The sequence below is a fragment of the Klebsiella sp. 141198 genome (assembly GCF_050600785.1).
Lineage (GTDB): Bacteria > Pseudomonadota > Gammaproteobacteria > Enterobacterales > Enterobacteriaceae > Klebsiella > Klebsiella aerogenes.
This window is the reverse complement of record NZ_JAQIRM010000002.1, coordinates 197,057-215,397: the sequence shown is the minus strand read 5'-3', so window position 1 is coordinate 215,397 and position 18,341 is coordinate 197,057. Positions and strand designations below refer to the sequence as shown.

Below are 18,341 nucleotides of genomic sequence, written 5' to 3'. Positions count from 1 at the left end.
AATGAGGCTAAGTATTGCTGGTGGTGCCTTGTTTATGGAACAGTTCACGGAACACCGGGTAAATATCTTCCTGATCGCGAATATGCTGCATAGCAAAATTCTCAAATGTTGCCTGCAGATGTTCATACTCGCGCCACAGAGTCTGGTGGGCGCGGCGGGTGATTTCGATATAGCTGTAGTAACGAACCACCGGCAGTATTTTCTTCGCCAGCAGTTCATGACACAGCGGCGAGTCGTCTGCCCAGTTATCGCCATCCGACGCCTGCGCGGCGTAAATATTCCACTGCGCCGGGTCATAGCGGGCTTTAACAACCTCATCCATCAACTTCAGGGCGCTTGAAACAATCGTGCCGCCGGTCTCCTGGGAATAGAAAAACTCATGTTCATCCACCTCTTTCGCCTGGGTGTGGTGGCGGATATAGACCACTTCAACGTTTTTATAGGTCCGGCTGAGGAACAAATACAGCAGAATGTAAAAACGTTTCGCCATGTCTTTTGTGGACTGGTCCATTGAACCAGAAACATCCATCAGGCAGAACATCACCGCCTGGCTTGAAGGCTCCGGTCGTTTCTCATAGTTTTTATAGCGTAAATCAAACGTGTCGATAAACGGCACGCGCTCAATTTTAGCCCGCAGTTCCGCAATCTCTTTACGTAGCCGCTCCTCTTCCAGCAGCTGCGCTGGTTCGCTTTTGGCAATGGTATCGAGACAGTCTTCCAATGCCCGCAGTTCGCGCCGTTTACCGGCGGTCATCGCGGTTCGCCGCGCCAGCGAATTCTGTAATGAACGCACCACGCTGATATTGGCCGGCACGCCGTTGGCGGTAAAACCCGCACGATGGGTTTTGAACTCGTTCAACTGGCGTTGCTGGTTTTTCTTCAGGTTGGGAAGGGCAAGATCTTCAAACAGCAGGTCAAGATATTCATCTTTGGAAATCTGAAAGACGAATTCATCCTGGCCCTCGCCATCGGCGCTGGCTTGCCCCTGACCACCGCCGCCTCCACCGCCGCCGCCCTGTGGGCGTTCAATGCGGTCGTTCTGCACAAAGTGATCGTTGCCGGGATGGACGCGATTACGTAGCCCGCCGCGCCCCTGATGAAACATTGGCTCGTTAATATCGTCCGTCGGAATGGAGACGGATTCACCGCTGTCGATATCGGTCACCGAACGTTTATTGATGGCTTCGGAGATCGACTGCTTTATCTGCGCCTTGTAACGGCGCAGAAAGCGCTGACGATTGACAGCGCTTTTGTTCTTCCCGTTCAGGCGTCGGTCTATGAACCAGGTCATATGCCCTCCTGTACTGCATTTGCCAACTGTACCCTGATGTTGCTTAGGGTAGATGTCTTTCGTTATACGAGCAGTGGTGCTGAAACCCGGCAGCCGCGGCTACCGGGTTTGTCGCTATCAGGACGATTTACGTACCCGCAGGTACCATTCGCACAGCAGGCGCACCTGTTTACGGGTATAGCCTTTTTCCATCATGCGATCGACAAAGTCATCGTGTTTTTTCTGCTCGTCGGTAGACGTTTTGGCATTGAACGAAATGACCGGCAACAGCTCCTCGGTATTGGAGAACATTTTCTTCTCAATAACCGTGCGAAGTTTCTCATAGCTGGTCCAGTTCGGATTACGTCCGCTGTTATTCGCTCTGGCGCGCAGCACGAAGTTGACGATTTCGTTACGGAAATCTTTCGGGTTGCTGATCCCGGCGGGTTTCTCGATTTTCTCCAGTTCCGAATTCAGCGACTCACGGTCGAACAGTTGCCCGGTATCCGGATCGCGGTACTCCTGATCCTGAATCCAGAAATCCGCATAAGTGACATATCTGTCAAAAATGTTCTGTCCATATTCGGAATAAGACTCAAGATAAGCAGTCTGGATCTCTTTACCGATAAACTCGGCGTATTTCGGGATCAGATAGCCTTTGAGGAATTCCAGATAACGTTCGGCCTGCTCCTGCGGGAACTGTTCGCGTTCGATTTGCTGTTCCAGTACGTAGAACAGATGGACCGGGTTAGCCGCCACTTCGGCATGATCGAAGTTAAACACCCTTGAGAGAATTTTAAAGGCAAAACGGGTAGAGAGACCGTTCATCCCTTCGTCAACGCCGGCGTAATCACGATACTCCTGGTAGGATTTCGCTTTCGGATCGGTATCTTTTAAGCTTTCGCCGTCATAGACGCGCATCTTCGAGTAGATGCTCGAGTTTTCCGGCTCTTTCAGGCGCGACAGGATTGAGAAGCGCGACAGCGTTTCGAGCGTTCCAGGGGCGCATGGCGCATGGGTCAGTTCACTGTTATTCAACAATTTTTCATAAATACGGATCTCTTCCGAGATGCGCAAGCAATAAGGCACTTTGACGATATAGACACGGTCAAGGAACGCCTCGTTGTTTTTGTTATTACGGAAGGTCACCCACTCGGATTCGTTGGAGTGCGCGAGGATAATACCGTTGAACGGCAGGGCGGAGATACCCTCGGTACCGTTATAGTTGCCTTCCTGGGTCGCCGTCAGCAGGGGGTGCAATACTTTAATCGGCGCTTTAAACATCTCGACGAATTCCATGATCCCCTGGTTGGCGCGGCACAGCGCGCCGGAGTAACCATAGGCATCCGGATCGTTTTGCGCATAGTGTTCCAGTTTACGGATATCCACTTTCCCCACCAGCGCCGAAATGTCCTGGTTATTTTCATCACCGGGTTCCGTTTTGGCGATGGCAATCTGTTCGAGGATTGACGGCCACACTTTCACGACGCGGAATTTAGTGATATCACCGCCGAACTCGTGCAGGCGTTTAGCCGCCCACGGCGACATAATTGTGCCGAGATAACGGTTAGGAATGCCGTATTCTTTATTGAGGATCTGCGCGTCCTCCTGCGGGTTAAACAGGCACAGCGGATGATCGTTGACCGGGCTGCGTTCGCCGTTGGCGCTCAGCACGTAGATTGGCACTCGCTGCATCAGCGATTTCAGACGTTCCGCCAGCGAGGATTTACCGCCGCCGACCGGCCCCAGCAAATACAGAATCTGTTTTTTCTCTTCCAGACCCTGCGCAGCATGTTTCAGGTAGGAAACAATCTGCTCGATGGCATCTTCCATACCATAGAACTCTTCAAACGCCGGATAGCGTGCGACAACCCGGTTTGAAAAGAGGCGGGACAGCCGCGGCTCCAGGGCCGTATCGACCATGACTGGTTCACCAATGGCCGTCAATAGCCGCTCTGCCGCGTTGGCATAAGCACTGCGATCTTGCCGGCAGATGGTAAGAAACTCCTGCAGTGTGAACTCTTCGTCCTTGGCAGCTTCATAGCGCTGGCGATAGTGATCGAATATATTCATGGCATGCCGTCCTTTCGTATACTATGGGAACATTTTGATTTAATACTTTTAGCGTAGTTCTTCAACGGGATAAAAATTATGCTCCGTCCTATATGTTATGAGCGAGTATCTTCCATTCAGCAACTCGAAGGAGGAGGCGGTCTGGATGACCAACGTTCAGTTCTGGAAGCTTATTTAGATAGAAATGCTGCATTATTTAATAATGACAGGGTGTTTATTCGGGATCTGGGGGTTAGTGCATTCAGAAATTCCAATATATCACCAGAGTCACAACTTGGGATATTTTTGCAGGATGTGCAAAATCGCAAGTATGGAGAAGGTGATGCACTCATAGTTATGTCACTCGACCGTATTAGCCGCCGTTCCAGTTGGGCAGAGGATACTATCAGGTTCATCGTGAACAGTGGCGTCGAGGTTCATGATATTTCTGCCAGTACTGTGTTACGAAAAGATGATCCACACTCGAAACTTATCATGGAACTGATACAGATGCGTTCACACAATGAATCGTTGATGAAGTCAGTACGTGCAAAGGCTGCGTGGGATAGAAAGATCAAAGAAGCCATCAAAGAAGGTAAGGTTATATCAAATAGAATGCCTGTATGGCTAGTCAATGAGGGAGGTAAGTACGCGATCAATGAAGAGAAGGTAGAGTTGATTCGTTCATGTTTTAAGATGTACGCCGCTGGCATGAGCACTGGTGAGATTGTGAAGCATTATAAACAGAAGGGTGTTTTGCTTCAGATGGTGACTGTTTCAAACTGGGTTCGTGATCGTCGTTTGTTGGGTGAGCACAAACGTTATAACGATGAGGTATATCGTGGCGTATATCCAGTTGTGATTGATGATGAGCTATTCCTTACAGCTAATCGTATGATGGATCGCGTTGGTCTTGAGAAGAAGAAACCACGTGAAGACTTACTATTAGACCATGCAGTTGTGAAGAAGATTTTCCGACTATTTGAAGATGGTGTTGGCACTGGTTCAATAGTTAAACAGTTAGAAGCAGGTTGGAGTACCGTAAATGTCTTAAGAGTCTTGAGGGATAAGAAGGTTGTTAAGATGAAAATTATCGACAACTTAACATTTGAACGAGTAAACCAGAAGTTATCATTGAATGGTGTAGCTAATCGCATCAGAAAAGATTTATCTATTGCTCAAGATGATTACATAACAAACTTGTTTCCTAAGATTCTCAAGTGCGGTTGCTGCGGTGGGAATATTGCTATTCACTATAATCATGTAAGAACAAAATATGTTATCTGTCGTACACGTGAAGAGAAGAAAGCTTGTGATGCTAAATCAATTCAATATATCAGGATTGAAAAGAATATTCTGGAAACAGTGAAGAATGTCAATTTTGAACAATTGATGAAAAAAGAAGAAACCAATAGTTCTCCAGTAGATACATTACGTGAGGAACTATCTTCATTACGCGAGGAAGAAAAAGCATTTATTGCACGTATTGAAGAGCGTAAAAAGAAGGGACTACTGACAGGTATAATGCTTAGTGATGGCTTAACAGAGGTTCAGGATAGAATAGTTCAGGTAGAGGATGAACTAATAGGATTACAGGATATCCGAGAGATACCAAAACTCGATTTCAATATTGATGAGGTATTAGATCCTATGAACGTAGAGTTACGAGCTAGGATTCGTAAGGAACTACGATTAGTGCTTAAGGCGATAAGATATAGAGTTATTGCTAATGCTATCTTTGTGCACTTGGATTATTTTAATGACTACCTTACACATGTTTTAGTGATTAATAATAAACGTGGTGGTGGTGAGATGCTGACTGAATTCATAATTGAGCATCGTAATGATGTAAGAATTTATAAGAGTGACTCCTTCTGCTTAACATACACAGAAGGAGATAAACTACCAGCGTTTAGCACGCTAGATAGTAAACCTATCAATTTTATTGAATATATATTGTTACGTGATTATATACGTGAATTAGAGGGTGAGGAGTCAGTGACAGCTATTTGGATGGACCGTAATGAGAAATTTATATTCCAGTCTTAGTCGGGCTGAGGATAATACAGTGGAATTACTGAATGGAGTAATAGAAATGCTGAATGTCATAAACGATGAATGGTCAGGATGTATCTAAACGATTAATGCCACCAGAAATTACAAAAGAAATGATATGAATACTATGCCCCATGCTTTTTGGCTTATATCATGACAGGAACATTAAGATGAAAAGAATACTTATTCTTGCTCTACTATTCAGTACTGAGTCATTTGCACATATCGTTACGGATCGTGAAGCATGGGATAACTGGTCTGGTGGTTCTCTACATACATCAACTACCCTATATGAATGTGGTAGTTATGTGATTGAGGATGACAATAGCCAGATTATCAAAGTTAATGGATATCCACATGAACTAACTAAATCGGTACTCAAGGCCGATGGGCTGTACAATACATATGATAATGGCCTTACATTAGCTATTCTTTCAAAGAAGGGAATAGTACAGCTATACAAGGATGGAAAACTTATAGTTAATAATTGTAGTTTAACTTCTAAATAATCAATGCCGGGTATATCCCGGTTTTGGATTTCAATATATCCAATCAAAAATATTTTCGAACAAAATAATTATATTGCATATAATGTTATTAGGCCGCATTTGAACGGCTTTTTTAATATCTATGATAAATAAGTACGTACAGTAGGAGAATATATGAAGGGAACTGAATCAAAAACAGAACGTGTGGATCTACGTGTAACGCCGAGTATCAAGAAATGGTTAAGAGAAAATGGTGGAGCACAGAAGATAATCGATAAACTAATACAGGAAGCAAGAAACAAATGATTTCATTTATATGTGGATTAATAGTAGGAGCAGTACTGGTAAAGGTGAAATTATAATACCCAAGAGTAACGAAATGGTATAAAACTTTCGACAATATAACTCACAGGAAGTGAGTTTGATACATGGATGTAATATGAATATCAGCCTAAAAAACACAACAAAGGATGGTGTAGTAACAATTCATACTTTCAGTTATAAAGATAATGGAAGTTATTTTTCCACTGGGAATTTTGAAATATATAAAAATGGTGAACTTGTTCGTAATATCAGTACTGGAATTGATAGGGTTTTAACACCAAATAATAAAAACCATAATGGAAATGGTAATGGATATAAACAATTATGTCTAACAATTGATGGTAAACTATTCAATTATCCAATCCATAAATGGTTAATGGTCATGGATTATAAAGGCCAAATTCCCGAAGGTTTTGAAGTGGATCATGAGGATGGCAACATTCATAATAATGATATTTCAAATCTACGAATTGTAACACGCGAATATAACCGTAATGAAGGCTATAAAAAATTAGTAGATAGTGCAATGAGTAAGTTTTTCATAAAATAAAAAATGCCAGTACTGCGGAGAATTCAGTACTGGCAACATGGAGTAAAAAATATAACAAACTACGGAGGTATTTATGGCTAGACCAAAAGCAACACGTGATAATTCGAATGTCGTTACATTTCTAAATGGTAAGTCCTATTCAAGATTGTCCAACAAGTACAAAGCGATTATTCTAAGCAGTACCGATAAATCTAATTTCGGTAATACTAAGGGAATAAAAGTAAGATACGTATTCGATGCATTAAGAAAGGTATCAGTACTGACAAATGAAAATGTTGGTAAATGCATTAATGAATTCATTACAGAAACATATCTTTCAAAGGTAATTAATAAATTTAGTAATGAAGATATCAAATATATTCGTAATAGTATGCTTGATTCTGATGGTTTCGTTAACATCCAATGGTTGAAATGGTTTAGTACCGAATTTGAAGGACTGAAATTATTAGGTAGGGCTAGTATTGAAAATTATGGAAAAGCATGTAGAGAGGCAAGTATGAACATTGAGAAATTGATTAAGGTTCCGGTACTGGATGATTCAGTTAAACAGTACCTGGATAATCTATTGGCAAATGGGGTTGAACCAAAGCTAATAATGGATTATTTAAAGCGTAAGTGATGATTAAGGTGGTAGGAAAACCACTACGGTAGAATGCGGGTTGCAGGGGTTTTCCTACCTATTAAAGATATAATATGTGTTGTAATAAATGGTTTAAACTGCCCGCAGGGGCTACTGTCCATATCTCATTTCTTGAAGGTCTGCCTTACGTCAGCCCTTTAAAAATTAAGATAAGATCGTTTTTATTTGGCTTTTCGCCGTCGCCTCCGGCAACTGCGACAAATACAATAAAATGGTTTTTAATTGACTTCTAGAGATCAGATACTTTTTTTTTGTTTTCTAGTACCTGATTTAGAGAAATACTTATTTGGGGATCTTATTTTGGAGTAAAGAAGGTCAAGAGATGGAAAGGCTAAAGCCATTACTTCAGTACTGATATACTTCTTCTTAAAAGCGATAGCAATACTGATTGGCGAAGCCATTATATTAAAGTGTTACGCAGTCGCCACAGGAAGCCCGCCACGCGATTTAAACGGGACGACAGTACCGAATTATCACAAACAACTAATAACTGCTCATAGAGCCATACAGAAGGAATTAAAATGTTAAATTTAAAAGATCATTACATCTATACAATGGCAGTTGAAACACGCGATGTAACTCTAATTAAAGTTGGATATTCAAAACAGCCAGAAGTGAGATTATTTGGAATTCAAGAAACAACTCTCATTAAAGTTACTCTAATGACTAAATCAGTGGCAATGACCGAATCAGATGCCATTTCACTAGAGCAAGAGATACATCAAAACTTTGAATGTGTTGATCCAATTACTGGACAGTATTTCATTCAAGACGGATTCTCGGAGTTACATTCATTGGATCAATACCAATCAATACTCGATATGATGCCAAATTGTGAAGAGGTAATATTAACCACTAAAGACTATCCAGAAAGATTACGTGTAATGTATCAGGATCAAGTAGACAAGTATAAAAAAGGGAAAGAAATTACATTAAAGGAATATCTTCACACTATGCCCGAATTCAAAAGCACTGGTAACGCAGCCGCCGATGACCTGATGATGAAAATCCGTGGTGGTAAAACTGGTTCATATAAATTATAACAGTATACGGTACTGAATTCTGGAATGATAATTTACTACTATAAATTTTAGTAATGAAAGTAATTCTTCACCTATCTCAAATGATAAATAGTAGTATATGCGGTAGGTTATGGTGACAAGAAAAACTTCCGATTTTTTCCAGCGGGGATCGTTGCCCCGGTACCGCTCCAAATAAGAAAATATGAAACATTATGAAATCGATTATTGTGCATTTCATAAATGCATTCGTGTTCAATGTTGGATCAATAATCAATATGAACCGTTGTTATCGAAGATAATCCCCGTAACCAATTTAGTACTGTATGAATGGTACAAACAAGCCATAATAACAGCCATCAGGTTAATATGATGCAATCAATGCGAAGAAATGATCCCACCCATGAGGTGGGATTTTTGTGGCATAAGATAACTTGGTGCATGGATTCCAAATGAAATATCATGTGTTACTATTTTTATTGTTGGAATTTGAAGATATCATCGATATCACGAAGAAAAAACTCTCTATCATTGATAATCTCATCTCGTATACCAGTTAAATCTTGTTGCAATTGAAATGCCCTATTATAATCACCAAACTGCTGGATGGCAGCAACGTCTAATGCCTTTGAATAAAAATCAAGAATTTTTTTGAAGTGCGTCTCTACTTCAAGTGGGTACTCGATTTTCCATCTTTTACAAGCTTTAAGTTTTGATTCTAATGAGAAATAATTTTCAGTACATTTGTTAATATTATTCCTTATTTCTTGTTGGTTAGAAACAGTAATAGCACCAGGGAACACATCCCAGTAAATATTACGCAATTCCAAAACAATGCTATCATAGTCTCTAAGCATCGAGCTAACATGATTGAAACCTTCTTCATTTTGCTTTTCACGAATCCATAGTGGAGCCGATTTATACGCGAGATAAGCAATTACTAGAGTACCGAGGGTACTCAAAGAACTTATGATATCTGTAAGGCTACCTACCTCGATAGTACTAATCAAGTTTGTAATACCAGTTCCATAACCTAAAACTTTAATAAATGTAACTATAGCTACAATGAATAATACAAGAACGGTAGAAAGCAGTATGTTATTCCAAAATTTCATGAGTGAGGATACTTATTAATAATAAAAGATAAATGATGCAGAAATAATTATCTTAATCATAAAGCCATTTTCCAGCCTTAGCACGTTCAATAAACATTTGTACCCGGCAATACTGGTAGTATAAGCCCAATCCTTGCATGGTTTCGACTAAATGGTTAGTGTCTTCTTACGTGTCTCAAAGGAACCAGTGAACACCTTACGAAAAACAAGGGAGAGTGGGCTTGTACCTCTAGTTGCACGCCGATAGTCAACCTTGTCCCGTACTGGAACAAGAGGAAGACGTATAGTAACGTACTCAGTGTGTTTTTATAATCATTTTTATTATGTATAACCAAATTTTAGGTCTTAACGGGATTTGCTATTCCACAATGATACGTTAAACCAAAAGAGTAGTACAATGAAAGCGTTGCAAGTTTTTGATGTACAGTTCATACTTTCCAAGTACCCAACTCTTGAATAATTGTGGTGGTTTGTCTCTAACTAGGGTCTTGAGTTGGGTACAACATCGTTTATAGGAATCGTTTATATAATGAAAAAAATATTAATTTTAATGCAGTTACTACCAATTACAGCATATGCCAATGTTCCTGATTTTAAATGTTGGGATATTAGTGGGATAATAACGAGCACAGATGATAGTCGATATGTGACTAGGTATTATGATAGGAAATATGATTCATATCGGTATATGACCGCCCCTGACATCAACGATGAATATAGAGAATACTTAATATCAAGTAGGGTGAGTGATGATGGGTACTATTATGGGAATGTGTATAAGGATGAAAAAGGAATGATGTATTATGATATAAAATGTAAGTTAATGCATTAAGCGTGTTATATGTGCTTTAAGTACAGATGTACTAGCGAACGATGGTAAGTTTAGATGGTTGATTTGAAGAGGTCATTGTGATCTATTTTACTAGATTTTGGGGCATGTGTAAGAAATATTTTTTTGCATTTGCAGCAGGCGGAATTGCCTGGATGTTATTGGATGTTTATGTTTCGAAAGGAATTGATAAGGGGAGCTACCCTGATTGGATTTCTTCAGTTTGTAACATAGTCATGGCTTGTGCAACTGTGGGAGCTGTACTAACGGCAAGAAACTATTTAGCCCAATTCACGGCACAAGAGGGTTATAAACTTGCTATTAAGTTCTTTAATGAATCATTTCATGAAATATTACCATTGTCCATTAAATTGGAAGAATCAATTGGTGATGTTGTGAAATTCTATAATGATATTGCTGATGAAGGAATTTCAGATGTTGAATTGAACGGTTTCATTTCTAATGCACATAATATTAGTGCTAAATTATTCAAATTTAATGAGTATAAGAAATCTTTAGATAAAGAACTAAATTCCATTGCAACTTATGGGTTGCACCTTAATGATGAATGGAGTTTTTTATATAAACAATTAACTGAGGATCTAAACGATTTAGGGAAAATGTTTTCGGAATTTTCAGAGCAAAACCAATGCTATATTGAGGCAATAGAAAGAGAATTCAAAATTAGCATATCTAATCACTTTGGTAATATACGAGTACCGAAAAAGAAATTCATAAAACAAAATGACACTGCATATAATAAACTGGTTAATTATACTAATGGTATGAAAACTAAATCAAAAAACATCAAAAAAGTATGTAATGGCTTCATTAATAAACCTGAAGTGATTACAAATGTTTTCTGCGTTTGAGGTTCTTGTCATGAATAAGGATACAGTGCTAATATATTCCGCACTAATTGCACTTAGTGGTGTTATACTATCGGCTGTGATTAATTTATGTATTAATCATATTAATAGAAATAAATCACGTAATGAATGGAAGCGAGATAAACTATTAGCACTAACAAATGAATTTATAGAGTCTTTTTATAAAGACGTCAAGTATGCACGTGAAAATGGAGATGCGAGCGGTATTAGTGATGTCCAGGATTATGTACCTACTCTTTTTACCAGTAGTGAAAAGGCTCTATATCACATTTGTATGTTGTTAGATGAAAATGCTAGTAATAAAGCGTATGCTATATATAGCGAGATGCGAAAAATAGCTTCTACGTTTGTTACTGATAGGATATTGAAAATGCATCTGGGTGAATATTATGTTCAGTTTGAGGCAATGAAAAATGAGGAAATTAAAAAATTCATTAAATTTATTAGTGAATATATTAATGGATTAAAATGAATCAATGGTTAAATACGAGAGGGGAATAAGGATAAAAATAAGATTCCTATCTAAGAATACTACAATGAAATACGCCCCAATAAGATAATTGGGGCGTATTTATCAGGAGCGGTTATTCATAAATGAATCGCAGTACAGAAGCTAATTTTGCTTCACACTTTGGATTTAGAGTAATACTTCCATCAAGGAACGAGCGAACGCGTTTCCAGGCATTAAACGGTTTACCTCCTTCAGATGGAGCATTACCATCTTCAGTCGGATCCCAAAGTAAATGTTCAAAGGTATCATCAACAGAAAATACTTTATCGTGACCAACAATATTGGCAATTTTTTCATTCGCTCGATAGGCATTAATTGCAGATATAGTGGCAATTTCGGCATCGCTCATATTTTTTCTGTCAGTATCATGTACAACTTTAAACGGAATGTTAAGTTTTGAGAGTATTCTTGCGATTGCTGGAATTGTCCATTTCCCTCCGGCAGATACAATTGTAGTATCTCTAATAAGACTGCTCTCGATACCGAATTTATCGCACAATTCCGAGGCAAATCTGAGAATTGCCACTTCAGTGTCTCCTTCGACAACAACAACCCTCTTTGCAAAGAAAGCTTCACAAACAGTTGGATGAAAATCTAGGGCAGCTCTGAGCATTTCCCTTTCGTTATATTCGGCATCCATATGAAAAATAGTATCATCTATTTCATGTACAGTTCGCTTTCCTTCATGGTTGTCTTTTATTAACTTCAATGAAGAAGGGTTTTCAGCGATATCGATTAAAAATGGTGAATGTGTGCTAACAATAACTTGGCAAGCAGATACAGATGATTTCTCTCTAAGTTTATCTCTAAGTAATCTCATTAAATGAGGATGAATATATAGTTCTGGTTCCTCGTAAAGAATTAGTGTTGAACGTTGTGATTCTGTTACTTCGAAAAGAGCATTTGACTCGAGCAAGGCATAAGCCAATGCTCTTTGAACACCACTGCCTTGATATTCAAGTTGAGTTTCTAATTTATCTTCAATAACTAACGTCGCTGCTTTCATCAATGCAGCATTAATATCTATTTCAGTGAGGCTCAATTTTACCTTAGATTTGAGATCCATTACCTGATTCAATGATTCAGTAATGGATTCCATTAGCTCCTGCAAACCTTCAATCAGTTCACCATCCAATTCACCTTTCATTTTTTTATGTAGCTTGTCAAGTGAGGATGTATATTGTTCGAATGATGAATCAGCCTGTAAAACAGGGTATACTCTATTTGAAAATAAAAATCCAAACGGTGTCCCTTTTTGAGATTTAAGATCATCCTCAATTTTAAAGCATGCAGGGATGTATAGAACGTGTGGTAATGCTTGTTGTAAGCTATTTTTGAAGTTAATACCATCAGATGTCCAACATAATGAAGATGTAACTTTTTCGGGGTATCTTTGTTTAATCACCCCAATTACATCATCTTGCATTTCTTTATATGCTTTACTGTTAGTGCATCCAAGTTCTTTAATGATTTCAAATAACCAAGGAATGTTTTTTGCAGTAGTTATTGATGCAGAGTAATTTTCGATTTCTTCTTTATTATAATATACTTCATATATTGGTGAACCCATGCATTCATTATCATGATCCCATTTGGTTCTAACTCTAATGGAGAGTTTGTCATCATGAATGAGGTTGGAGATTGCAGGTTTATAACGTTCGGCCTCTTGTATATCTGAAAAATGCCCCGTAATAATCATCTCATCATCACTAGCAGTTCTAAACGGCCAATCGTCAGAAGTGGGATTTGTCGTATCAACTAATATTTTAATTGCTTTGAGTATTGTTGATTTTCCGATGTTATTAGAACCGATTAAAGTAGTGAAGTTTTCAAGATTAATCGATGCAGAAGTAATGCCTCTAAAATTCTGAATATCAATACGCGTAAGTTTCATATAAATCCCTATAAATTGAAAAGGATTATGATGAGGATTTTCAATGTGATAGTAAAATATAATATATTGAAAATGTGATATAGGTATATATTTTACATGGTTATATTGCTAATGATTTTATAGTGTGATTATTTTAATGTAGGCGAGTGCTTAAAATGTATACAAAATATACTGGCTTTCAGTACTGATATATCATAACTATATGAATGATATAGTGTGCTGTTGCATCTCTTTGTAAATGATAAATATATAAGTAGAAATGTGATCATATCTAGGTGATAGATATGATCGCTCAAAGAGTTTACAGGGAGATATAATGATTTCACAACAATATGAAGAACACCTTCGACAATACGAAATCTCGGTTAAATCAGTAGTACAGATGTGTTTGCACGAACAACTACTAGATATCAAGAATAAAATTGAAGACTTGCAAAACGTTTCGGATATTGTAGATACAGAGCAGGCAGTAAACCAGTTGAAAACGCAATACAACAAAATAGATACAACCTACATGCTATTTGTCAATGAAAACACCAACGAAGAAGCGAGGGCAGCACTACAAAAATATATGTACGGAAATGAGGAATAGTTATACGTTTTTATCATATCCTGCGTAATACAGTGGGCTTTTGTGTTTTCTACATTTTATTATCTCTCAGTGCGAATAAAAATATTCTTGACAATGTAAGGTCCATTGATATGGTCCAAGGAAAAAGCAATCAAAAATAAGGTAAAAGATATGAACATTATAGCTGTACTTAATAATGAAATTAAAAAAAAAAAACAATGCTTTTCAACAAACCATATCAATAACTTTGTAATTGAATTCACTACTAAAATAGGTAAGACTGCAAACTTCTTTATGGGGCTATGTGTAGTTATCTGCACTGTATCCTGTAGTTCTAATGCCAATATTATGAAAAATGCAGTTGTAGGTTATGTGGATGGAAATCCACGCCCCCTAGTTATGTTCCCCATTACTGAGGGGAAAACATATAGACCACAATTTACTAGTGAATGTCCTGTGAATTATTACTATGACGACAATAATAGTTCTACCTGTGTAATTCGTATAGAACGCATAACTAACTTACATTCATATAGGGAACATGTTCCAACTAAATATCGAACTGTTAATAATCATATATTGAATGGAAGGTGATATAACAAAACATATGCCCAGAATAACTGGGCTTTTGTATGCCACAAACCCCCCTCCAAACGTTCTGTAACGTCCTGTACGGCATTATCTCACTTTATCCAGTACTACCCACAGCCTACTCATAAATATCGTTATGGAGGGTACCACATGATTCACGAAGATTATTATTATGGTAATAACTGTATTGAATACTATTACCGATGCAATGATTTTAAAATAATTGGTATCAAGTATTCTGAAACCGATTATGAATTCTATATTAATGATTACAATGGCAGTACTATCGAATTGGACATTAATACATTCATCGATATTGATGAAGCAATGTATTTTCAGCAGATGACAGTGCATCCACATATTGATCATATTATCTATGCTGCCAATAAGATTTATAATGCAAAGGAACCTCCAAATGATTACATATCTACATTATGAAAAGGGAACTACTATCATTGATGAACATGGGGAGTATTCACGGATATGACAGTACAAGACATGATGAACTAATCAATGCCGAAATTGTTTACCCCAATGGTGTTAACTTCATTCGAATATTCATTGATAAATATAATGTGATAATCAAATACAAATACATTCAGTACTATCCAGTTGATGGGAAGATTATTGTATCTGGTAAGGAAGTTAAAAAACCTAACGAACGAAAACACATCAGGTATATGAGAGATATAGCCAATGAACTCATTTATAATACAAGAGTTAACGGTGAGCAGGTACATCATAGGGTAGCAGTACTGTTAATTTATATGGAGAGCAATTAATGAAAACTGGTGATTATATTGACCATAATGGATATAGATATGAATTACAGTACATTGGGGTACGAAATGGTGATGGATATATTGTTAATAGGAATCATCATATTCATATAACAGATCATGAGTCATCATATGTTGGAACTGTATCTATTTTCGAAGTTAATTCAGTACTGGATACTATTCATTATATACCGGTAGTGAGATGTATAGCTCAATTACGTGAGTGAACTAATTACTCATTAGGTTCCTCCTGAAGTGGGCATAAAGCGAGTTTTGGCCGCGAATCCTTTTGTTTTCGTATCAAAAATACACGGATTCATCAACAATGGGATCTTATACTAAATAATTCAGTACTGAATACTTGCATGGAATAAAATATGAACAACATTAAATTAACTCCAACAATACTTTCCAAAATATATGGGATGGACGTTGCCGTGATATCACGTTGGCAGAATGACGGGCTTAATATGGAATGGGATAACGAATTAATCTTTGGATGGATTATTCAAAATAAAATCGATCCATTGCGTAAGGCCGATCCCGAATTGAAACGTCAGAATCTAATGGAAGATACTCGACTTAAAAAGGCCAATGCCGATCTAAAGGAAATGGAAAAGCAAATACTGGAAAAATCGGTAATTAAACTCGAAGATATCGAGAGTGATTTACTTACATGGACTACCGATCTAAAGAATAAGATTAGGAGTATTCCAGTACTGATAAGTGATGATCTGAGGATTGAGGCCGAAGATCCAGTAAAGTTTAAATTCATCTTTCAGGAAAAGATTGATGAAGTATTGGAGGACGCAGGAAGCGTAAAGTATGAACGAGAAATTGAAAGCCCTATTAAACAAGGCAAACGAAGCACTAAGACCACCAAGAAAAATTAAACCCTCGGATTGGGTAGAAGAACATCTGTACTTTCCCGATGGTGTGGCAGGTGGTCAGAAGATGAAACTATTCGAGTTCCAAAAAGAACCGATAGACCAGTGTATTAATCCCGAAGTGAGGAAGATTGTCGCCGTATCTAGTGCACAGCTATTAAAGACTACAGTACGGAATGAGTATTGCACAATACCTACTAGTTAACCGTCCAGCAAATACCATCATTGGTATGGGGGCATTAGACCTACTACGAAAGTTTCGTAAGGGTAAATGGGAAAACAGTATTAACTATTCCCCCATCATGCAATCAATCATGTCATCCAAATCGGATAAGAATAGTACTAACTCAGAAGTACAGCAAAAGTTAAAGGATGGTACAGATATCTTCTTTACTAACCTGAATGCCCCAAGTGGTTCCCGTTCTGTATATGCCAAATATTTGATATTGGATGAAGTTGCTCCCCTAAAGGCCGATGAAAGGGAAGGTGATCCCATTGCACTAATCAGCGAACGTAGTAAGACCGATAACGCCTCATTGATGGTGATCACCAGTACGCCCCTGGAACCAGACGATACCATAATGAAACAATGGGCTATCTCTAACCAGTCTAAATTTCATGTCCCATGCCCACATTGTGAAACCTTTCATGAATTAGTATGGGAGAATGTACGATTCCAGTTTAAAGAGGTGGAAGGTTCGCGTGGGAGAGCCAAGGCAGATCCCGAAACTGCCGAATTACATTGTCCTCATTGTGACGGCATTATCAATGAAATCCAACGTGCAAAGATGATTACATTGGGTAAATGGATACCAACACGCCCAGAAATTAAGGATGTAGTACGGATATCATATAAGCGAGTTGTATTCACCATTCAGTACTATCAAACAGATTGTGGGTGTATTTGCCGAGAAACATTATAACTTTGATTTGAAGTCATTCTACAATTTGAATCTCGGATTACCATATGAAGATCCAATGTCCAAGCAAATTGAATTTACCCACCTCGAAAACAAACGAGACTTTACCTTTAACCTGGGTAACATTCCCGACGATGTTTTATATCTAGTGTCCGGTACTGACCAACAATTAGAGAGACTTGAAACTACAATCATTGGTATTACGGACAATGAGAAGAAGATTTATGTACTGGATCATCGTAGTAATTTCGGAATTGATTGTACTAAGGTTGAAAGTCCCGTATATCAGGAATTGGCAAACTTTCTGAATCAACCATTCAAGACGGTAAGCGGTAGGGAAATACCACTACTGGGATCATTCATCGATAGTTCGAATGGTAATGCCACAGATACCATATACCGCATTAGTTATAAGTTTGCATCACGACAAGGTAAACGCCTATTCACCCCCATTAAGGGTGCACCAAGCGGGAGTAATGGTCATCCACTATTCAAGAAAACCAAAACCGAGGGTAAGGAACATTGGAACCTGAATGTAAACTTGGGTAAGGATAATATCTATAGACTTATACAACAATGCCTGGTAGATCCCGATGATACCGACAAAACGCAAATATATTTCAGTGCAACCGTACCGGATGATTACTTTATGCAATTGACCAGTGAAGTACGCGTACTGAAAGGTGGCAATTACTTCTGGGAAAAGAAACTAAGTGGAGAGAGAAACGAGTCACTGGACTGTTTATGCTATGCATTAATTTGCAATAAGTGGGTTCAGGCAAACCTTGCAGTAAATGGTAGAAATCCATTTCATGAATTGAGACTCTATACCGAAAACCGAAGCAAACTTGCAAATATCAGTACTGAAACAATACAACCTAAACCACAGGCCAATCTAATAAAACCACAACAAAATTTATTAGGTAGTCGTCCACGTGGAATAAGGTTCACATAAG

At 38.4% G+C, this 18,341-nt stretch carries 18 protein-coding genes; 13 read left to right on the top strand and 5 right to left on the bottom strand.

Features of this window, described 5'->3' with window-relative positions; translation table 11 throughout:
- Positions 1-7 precede the first annotated feature (7 nt).
- Both PGR10_RS06395 and yeaG read right to left on the bottom strand, forming a co-directional pair.
- On the bottom strand, positions 8-1,291 hold the full coding sequence (locus PGR10_RS06395; RefSeq protein WP_087859323.1) for a YeaH/YhbH family protein: 1,284 nt from the start codon (positions 1,289-1,291) through the stop codon (positions 8-10).
- Positions 1,292-1,408: 117 nt separating this feature from the next.
- A complete protein-coding gene (gene yeaG, locus PGR10_RS06390; protein ID WP_015366145.1) occupies positions 1,409-3,343 on the bottom strand; it encodes a protein kinase YeaG in 1,935 nt (644 codons plus the stop codon).
- A gap of 78 nt (positions 3,344-3,421) precedes the next feature.
- Here yeaG and PGR10_RS06385 point away from each other — a divergent pair, with 78 nt between their 5' ends.
- From PGR10_RS06385 to PGR10_RS06365, 5 genes are all read left to right on the top strand, one after another.
- Positions 3,422-5,371, top strand: coding sequence for a recombinase family protein (locus PGR10_RS06385; RefSeq protein WP_142689095.1), 1,950 nt, complete (start codon positions 3,422-3,424; stop codon positions 5,369-5,371).
- Between the two features lie 176 nt (positions 5,372-5,547).
- The gene (locus PGR10_RS06380; RefSeq protein ID WP_430923195.1) at positions 5,548-5,886 is read left to right on the top strand and encodes a hypothetical protein; all 339 of its coding nucleotides are present in this window, start codon (positions 5,548-5,550) and stop codon (positions 5,884-5,886) included.
- Positions 5,887-6,304: 418 nt separating this feature from the next.
- Positions 6,305-6,739, top strand: a complete 435-nt coding sequence (locus PGR10_RS06375; RefSeq protein WP_430923193.1) for an HNH endonuclease signature motif containing protein — start codon at positions 6,305-6,307, stop codon at positions 6,737-6,739.
- Positions 6,740-6,812: 73 nt separating this feature from the next.
- Entirely contained in the window at positions 6,813-7,358 is a 546-nt protein-coding gene (locus PGR10_RS06370) for a hypothetical protein (RefSeq protein WP_047065595.1), read from the top strand.
- Between the two features lie 542 nt (positions 7,359-7,900).
- Positions 7,901-8,422 carry a hypothetical protein gene (locus tag PGR10_RS06365; RefSeq protein ID WP_430923192.1) on the top strand — a complete coding sequence of 174 codons (522 nt, stop codon included), beginning with the start codon at positions 7,901-7,903 and terminating at the stop codon, positions 8,420-8,422.
- A gap of 452 nt (positions 8,423-8,874) precedes the next feature.
- Here PGR10_RS06365 and PGR10_RS06360 read toward each other — a convergent pair whose 3' ends face one another.
- Together PGR10_RS06360 and PGR10_RS06355 are read right to left on the bottom strand one after the other, a co-directional pair.
- Positions 8,875-9,513, bottom strand: coding sequence for a hypothetical protein (locus PGR10_RS06360; protein ID WP_430923190.1), 639 nt, complete (start codon positions 9,511-9,513; stop codon positions 8,875-8,877).
- 52 nt (positions 9,514-9,565) lie between these two features.
- Positions 9,566-9,652 carry a DUF1493 family protein gene (locus PGR10_RS06355; RefSeq protein WP_430923417.1) on the bottom strand — a complete coding sequence of 29 codons (87 nt, stop codon included), beginning with the start codon at positions 9,650-9,652 and terminating at the stop codon, positions 9,566-9,568.
- Between the two features lie 770 nt (positions 9,653-10,422).
- Here PGR10_RS06355 and PGR10_RS06350 point away from each other — a divergent pair.
- Positions 10,423-11,214: a hypothetical protein gene (locus tag PGR10_RS06350; protein WP_430923189.1), complete on the top strand. Its 792-nt coding sequence runs from the start codon at positions 10,423-10,425 to the stop codon at positions 11,212-11,214.
- A 10-nt stretch (positions 11,215-11,224) separates the two neighbouring features.
- Positions 11,225-11,704, top strand: coding sequence for a hypothetical protein (locus tag PGR10_RS06345; protein WP_396275368.1), 480 nt, complete (start codon positions 11,225-11,227; stop codon positions 11,702-11,704).
- A 112-nt stretch (positions 11,705-11,816) separates the two neighbouring features.
- On the opposite strand, the gene PGR10_RS06340 is transcribed toward PGR10_RS06345, so the two are convergent.
- Entirely contained in the window at positions 11,817-13,637 is a 1,821-nt protein-coding gene (locus tag PGR10_RS06340; RefSeq protein ID WP_047065578.1) for an ATP-dependent nuclease, read from the bottom strand.
- A 316-nt stretch (positions 13,638-13,953) separates the two neighbouring features.
- Here PGR10_RS06340 and PGR10_RS06335 point away from each other — a divergent pair, with 316 nt between their 5' ends.
- The 6 genes from PGR10_RS06335 (at position 13,954) to PGR10_RS06310 (ending at position 18,340) form a co-directional block, all read left to right on the top strand.
- Complete coding sequence (locus PGR10_RS06335; protein ID WP_430923188.1) at positions 13,954-14,229, top strand: hypothetical protein; 276 nt, start codon at positions 13,954-13,956, stop codon at positions 14,227-14,229.
- A 150-nt stretch (positions 14,230-14,379) separates the two neighbouring features.
- Complete coding sequence (locus tag PGR10_RS06330) at positions 14,380-14,802, top strand: hypothetical protein (RefSeq protein ID WP_430923187.1); 423 nt, start codon at positions 14,380-14,382, stop codon at positions 14,800-14,802.
- Positions 14,803-14,949: 147 nt separating this feature from the next.
- Positions 14,950-15,237, top strand: a complete 288-nt coding sequence (locus PGR10_RS06325) for a hypothetical protein (RefSeq protein WP_430923186.1) — start codon at positions 14,950-14,952, stop codon at positions 15,235-15,237.
- A 718-nt stretch (positions 15,238-15,955) separates the two neighbouring features.
- Positions 15,956-16,471, top strand: coding sequence for a hypothetical protein (locus PGR10_RS06320; RefSeq protein ID WP_193126297.1), 516 nt, complete (start codon positions 15,956-15,958; stop codon positions 16,469-16,471).
- A gap of 170 nt (positions 16,472-16,641) precedes the next feature.
- Positions 16,642-17,388, top strand: coding sequence for a phage terminase large subunit family protein (locus PGR10_RS06315; RefSeq protein ID WP_411324730.1), 747 nt, complete (start codon positions 16,642-16,644; stop codon positions 17,386-17,388).
- A complete protein-coding gene (locus tag PGR10_RS06310; RefSeq protein WP_430923185.1) occupies positions 17,360-18,340 on the top strand; it encodes a terminase gpA endonuclease subunit in 981 nt (326 codons plus the stop codon). The genes PGR10_RS06315 and PGR10_RS06310 overlap by 29 nt, the downstream gene beginning before the upstream one ends.
- The last annotated feature ends 1 nt before the right edge of the window (position 18,341 follow it).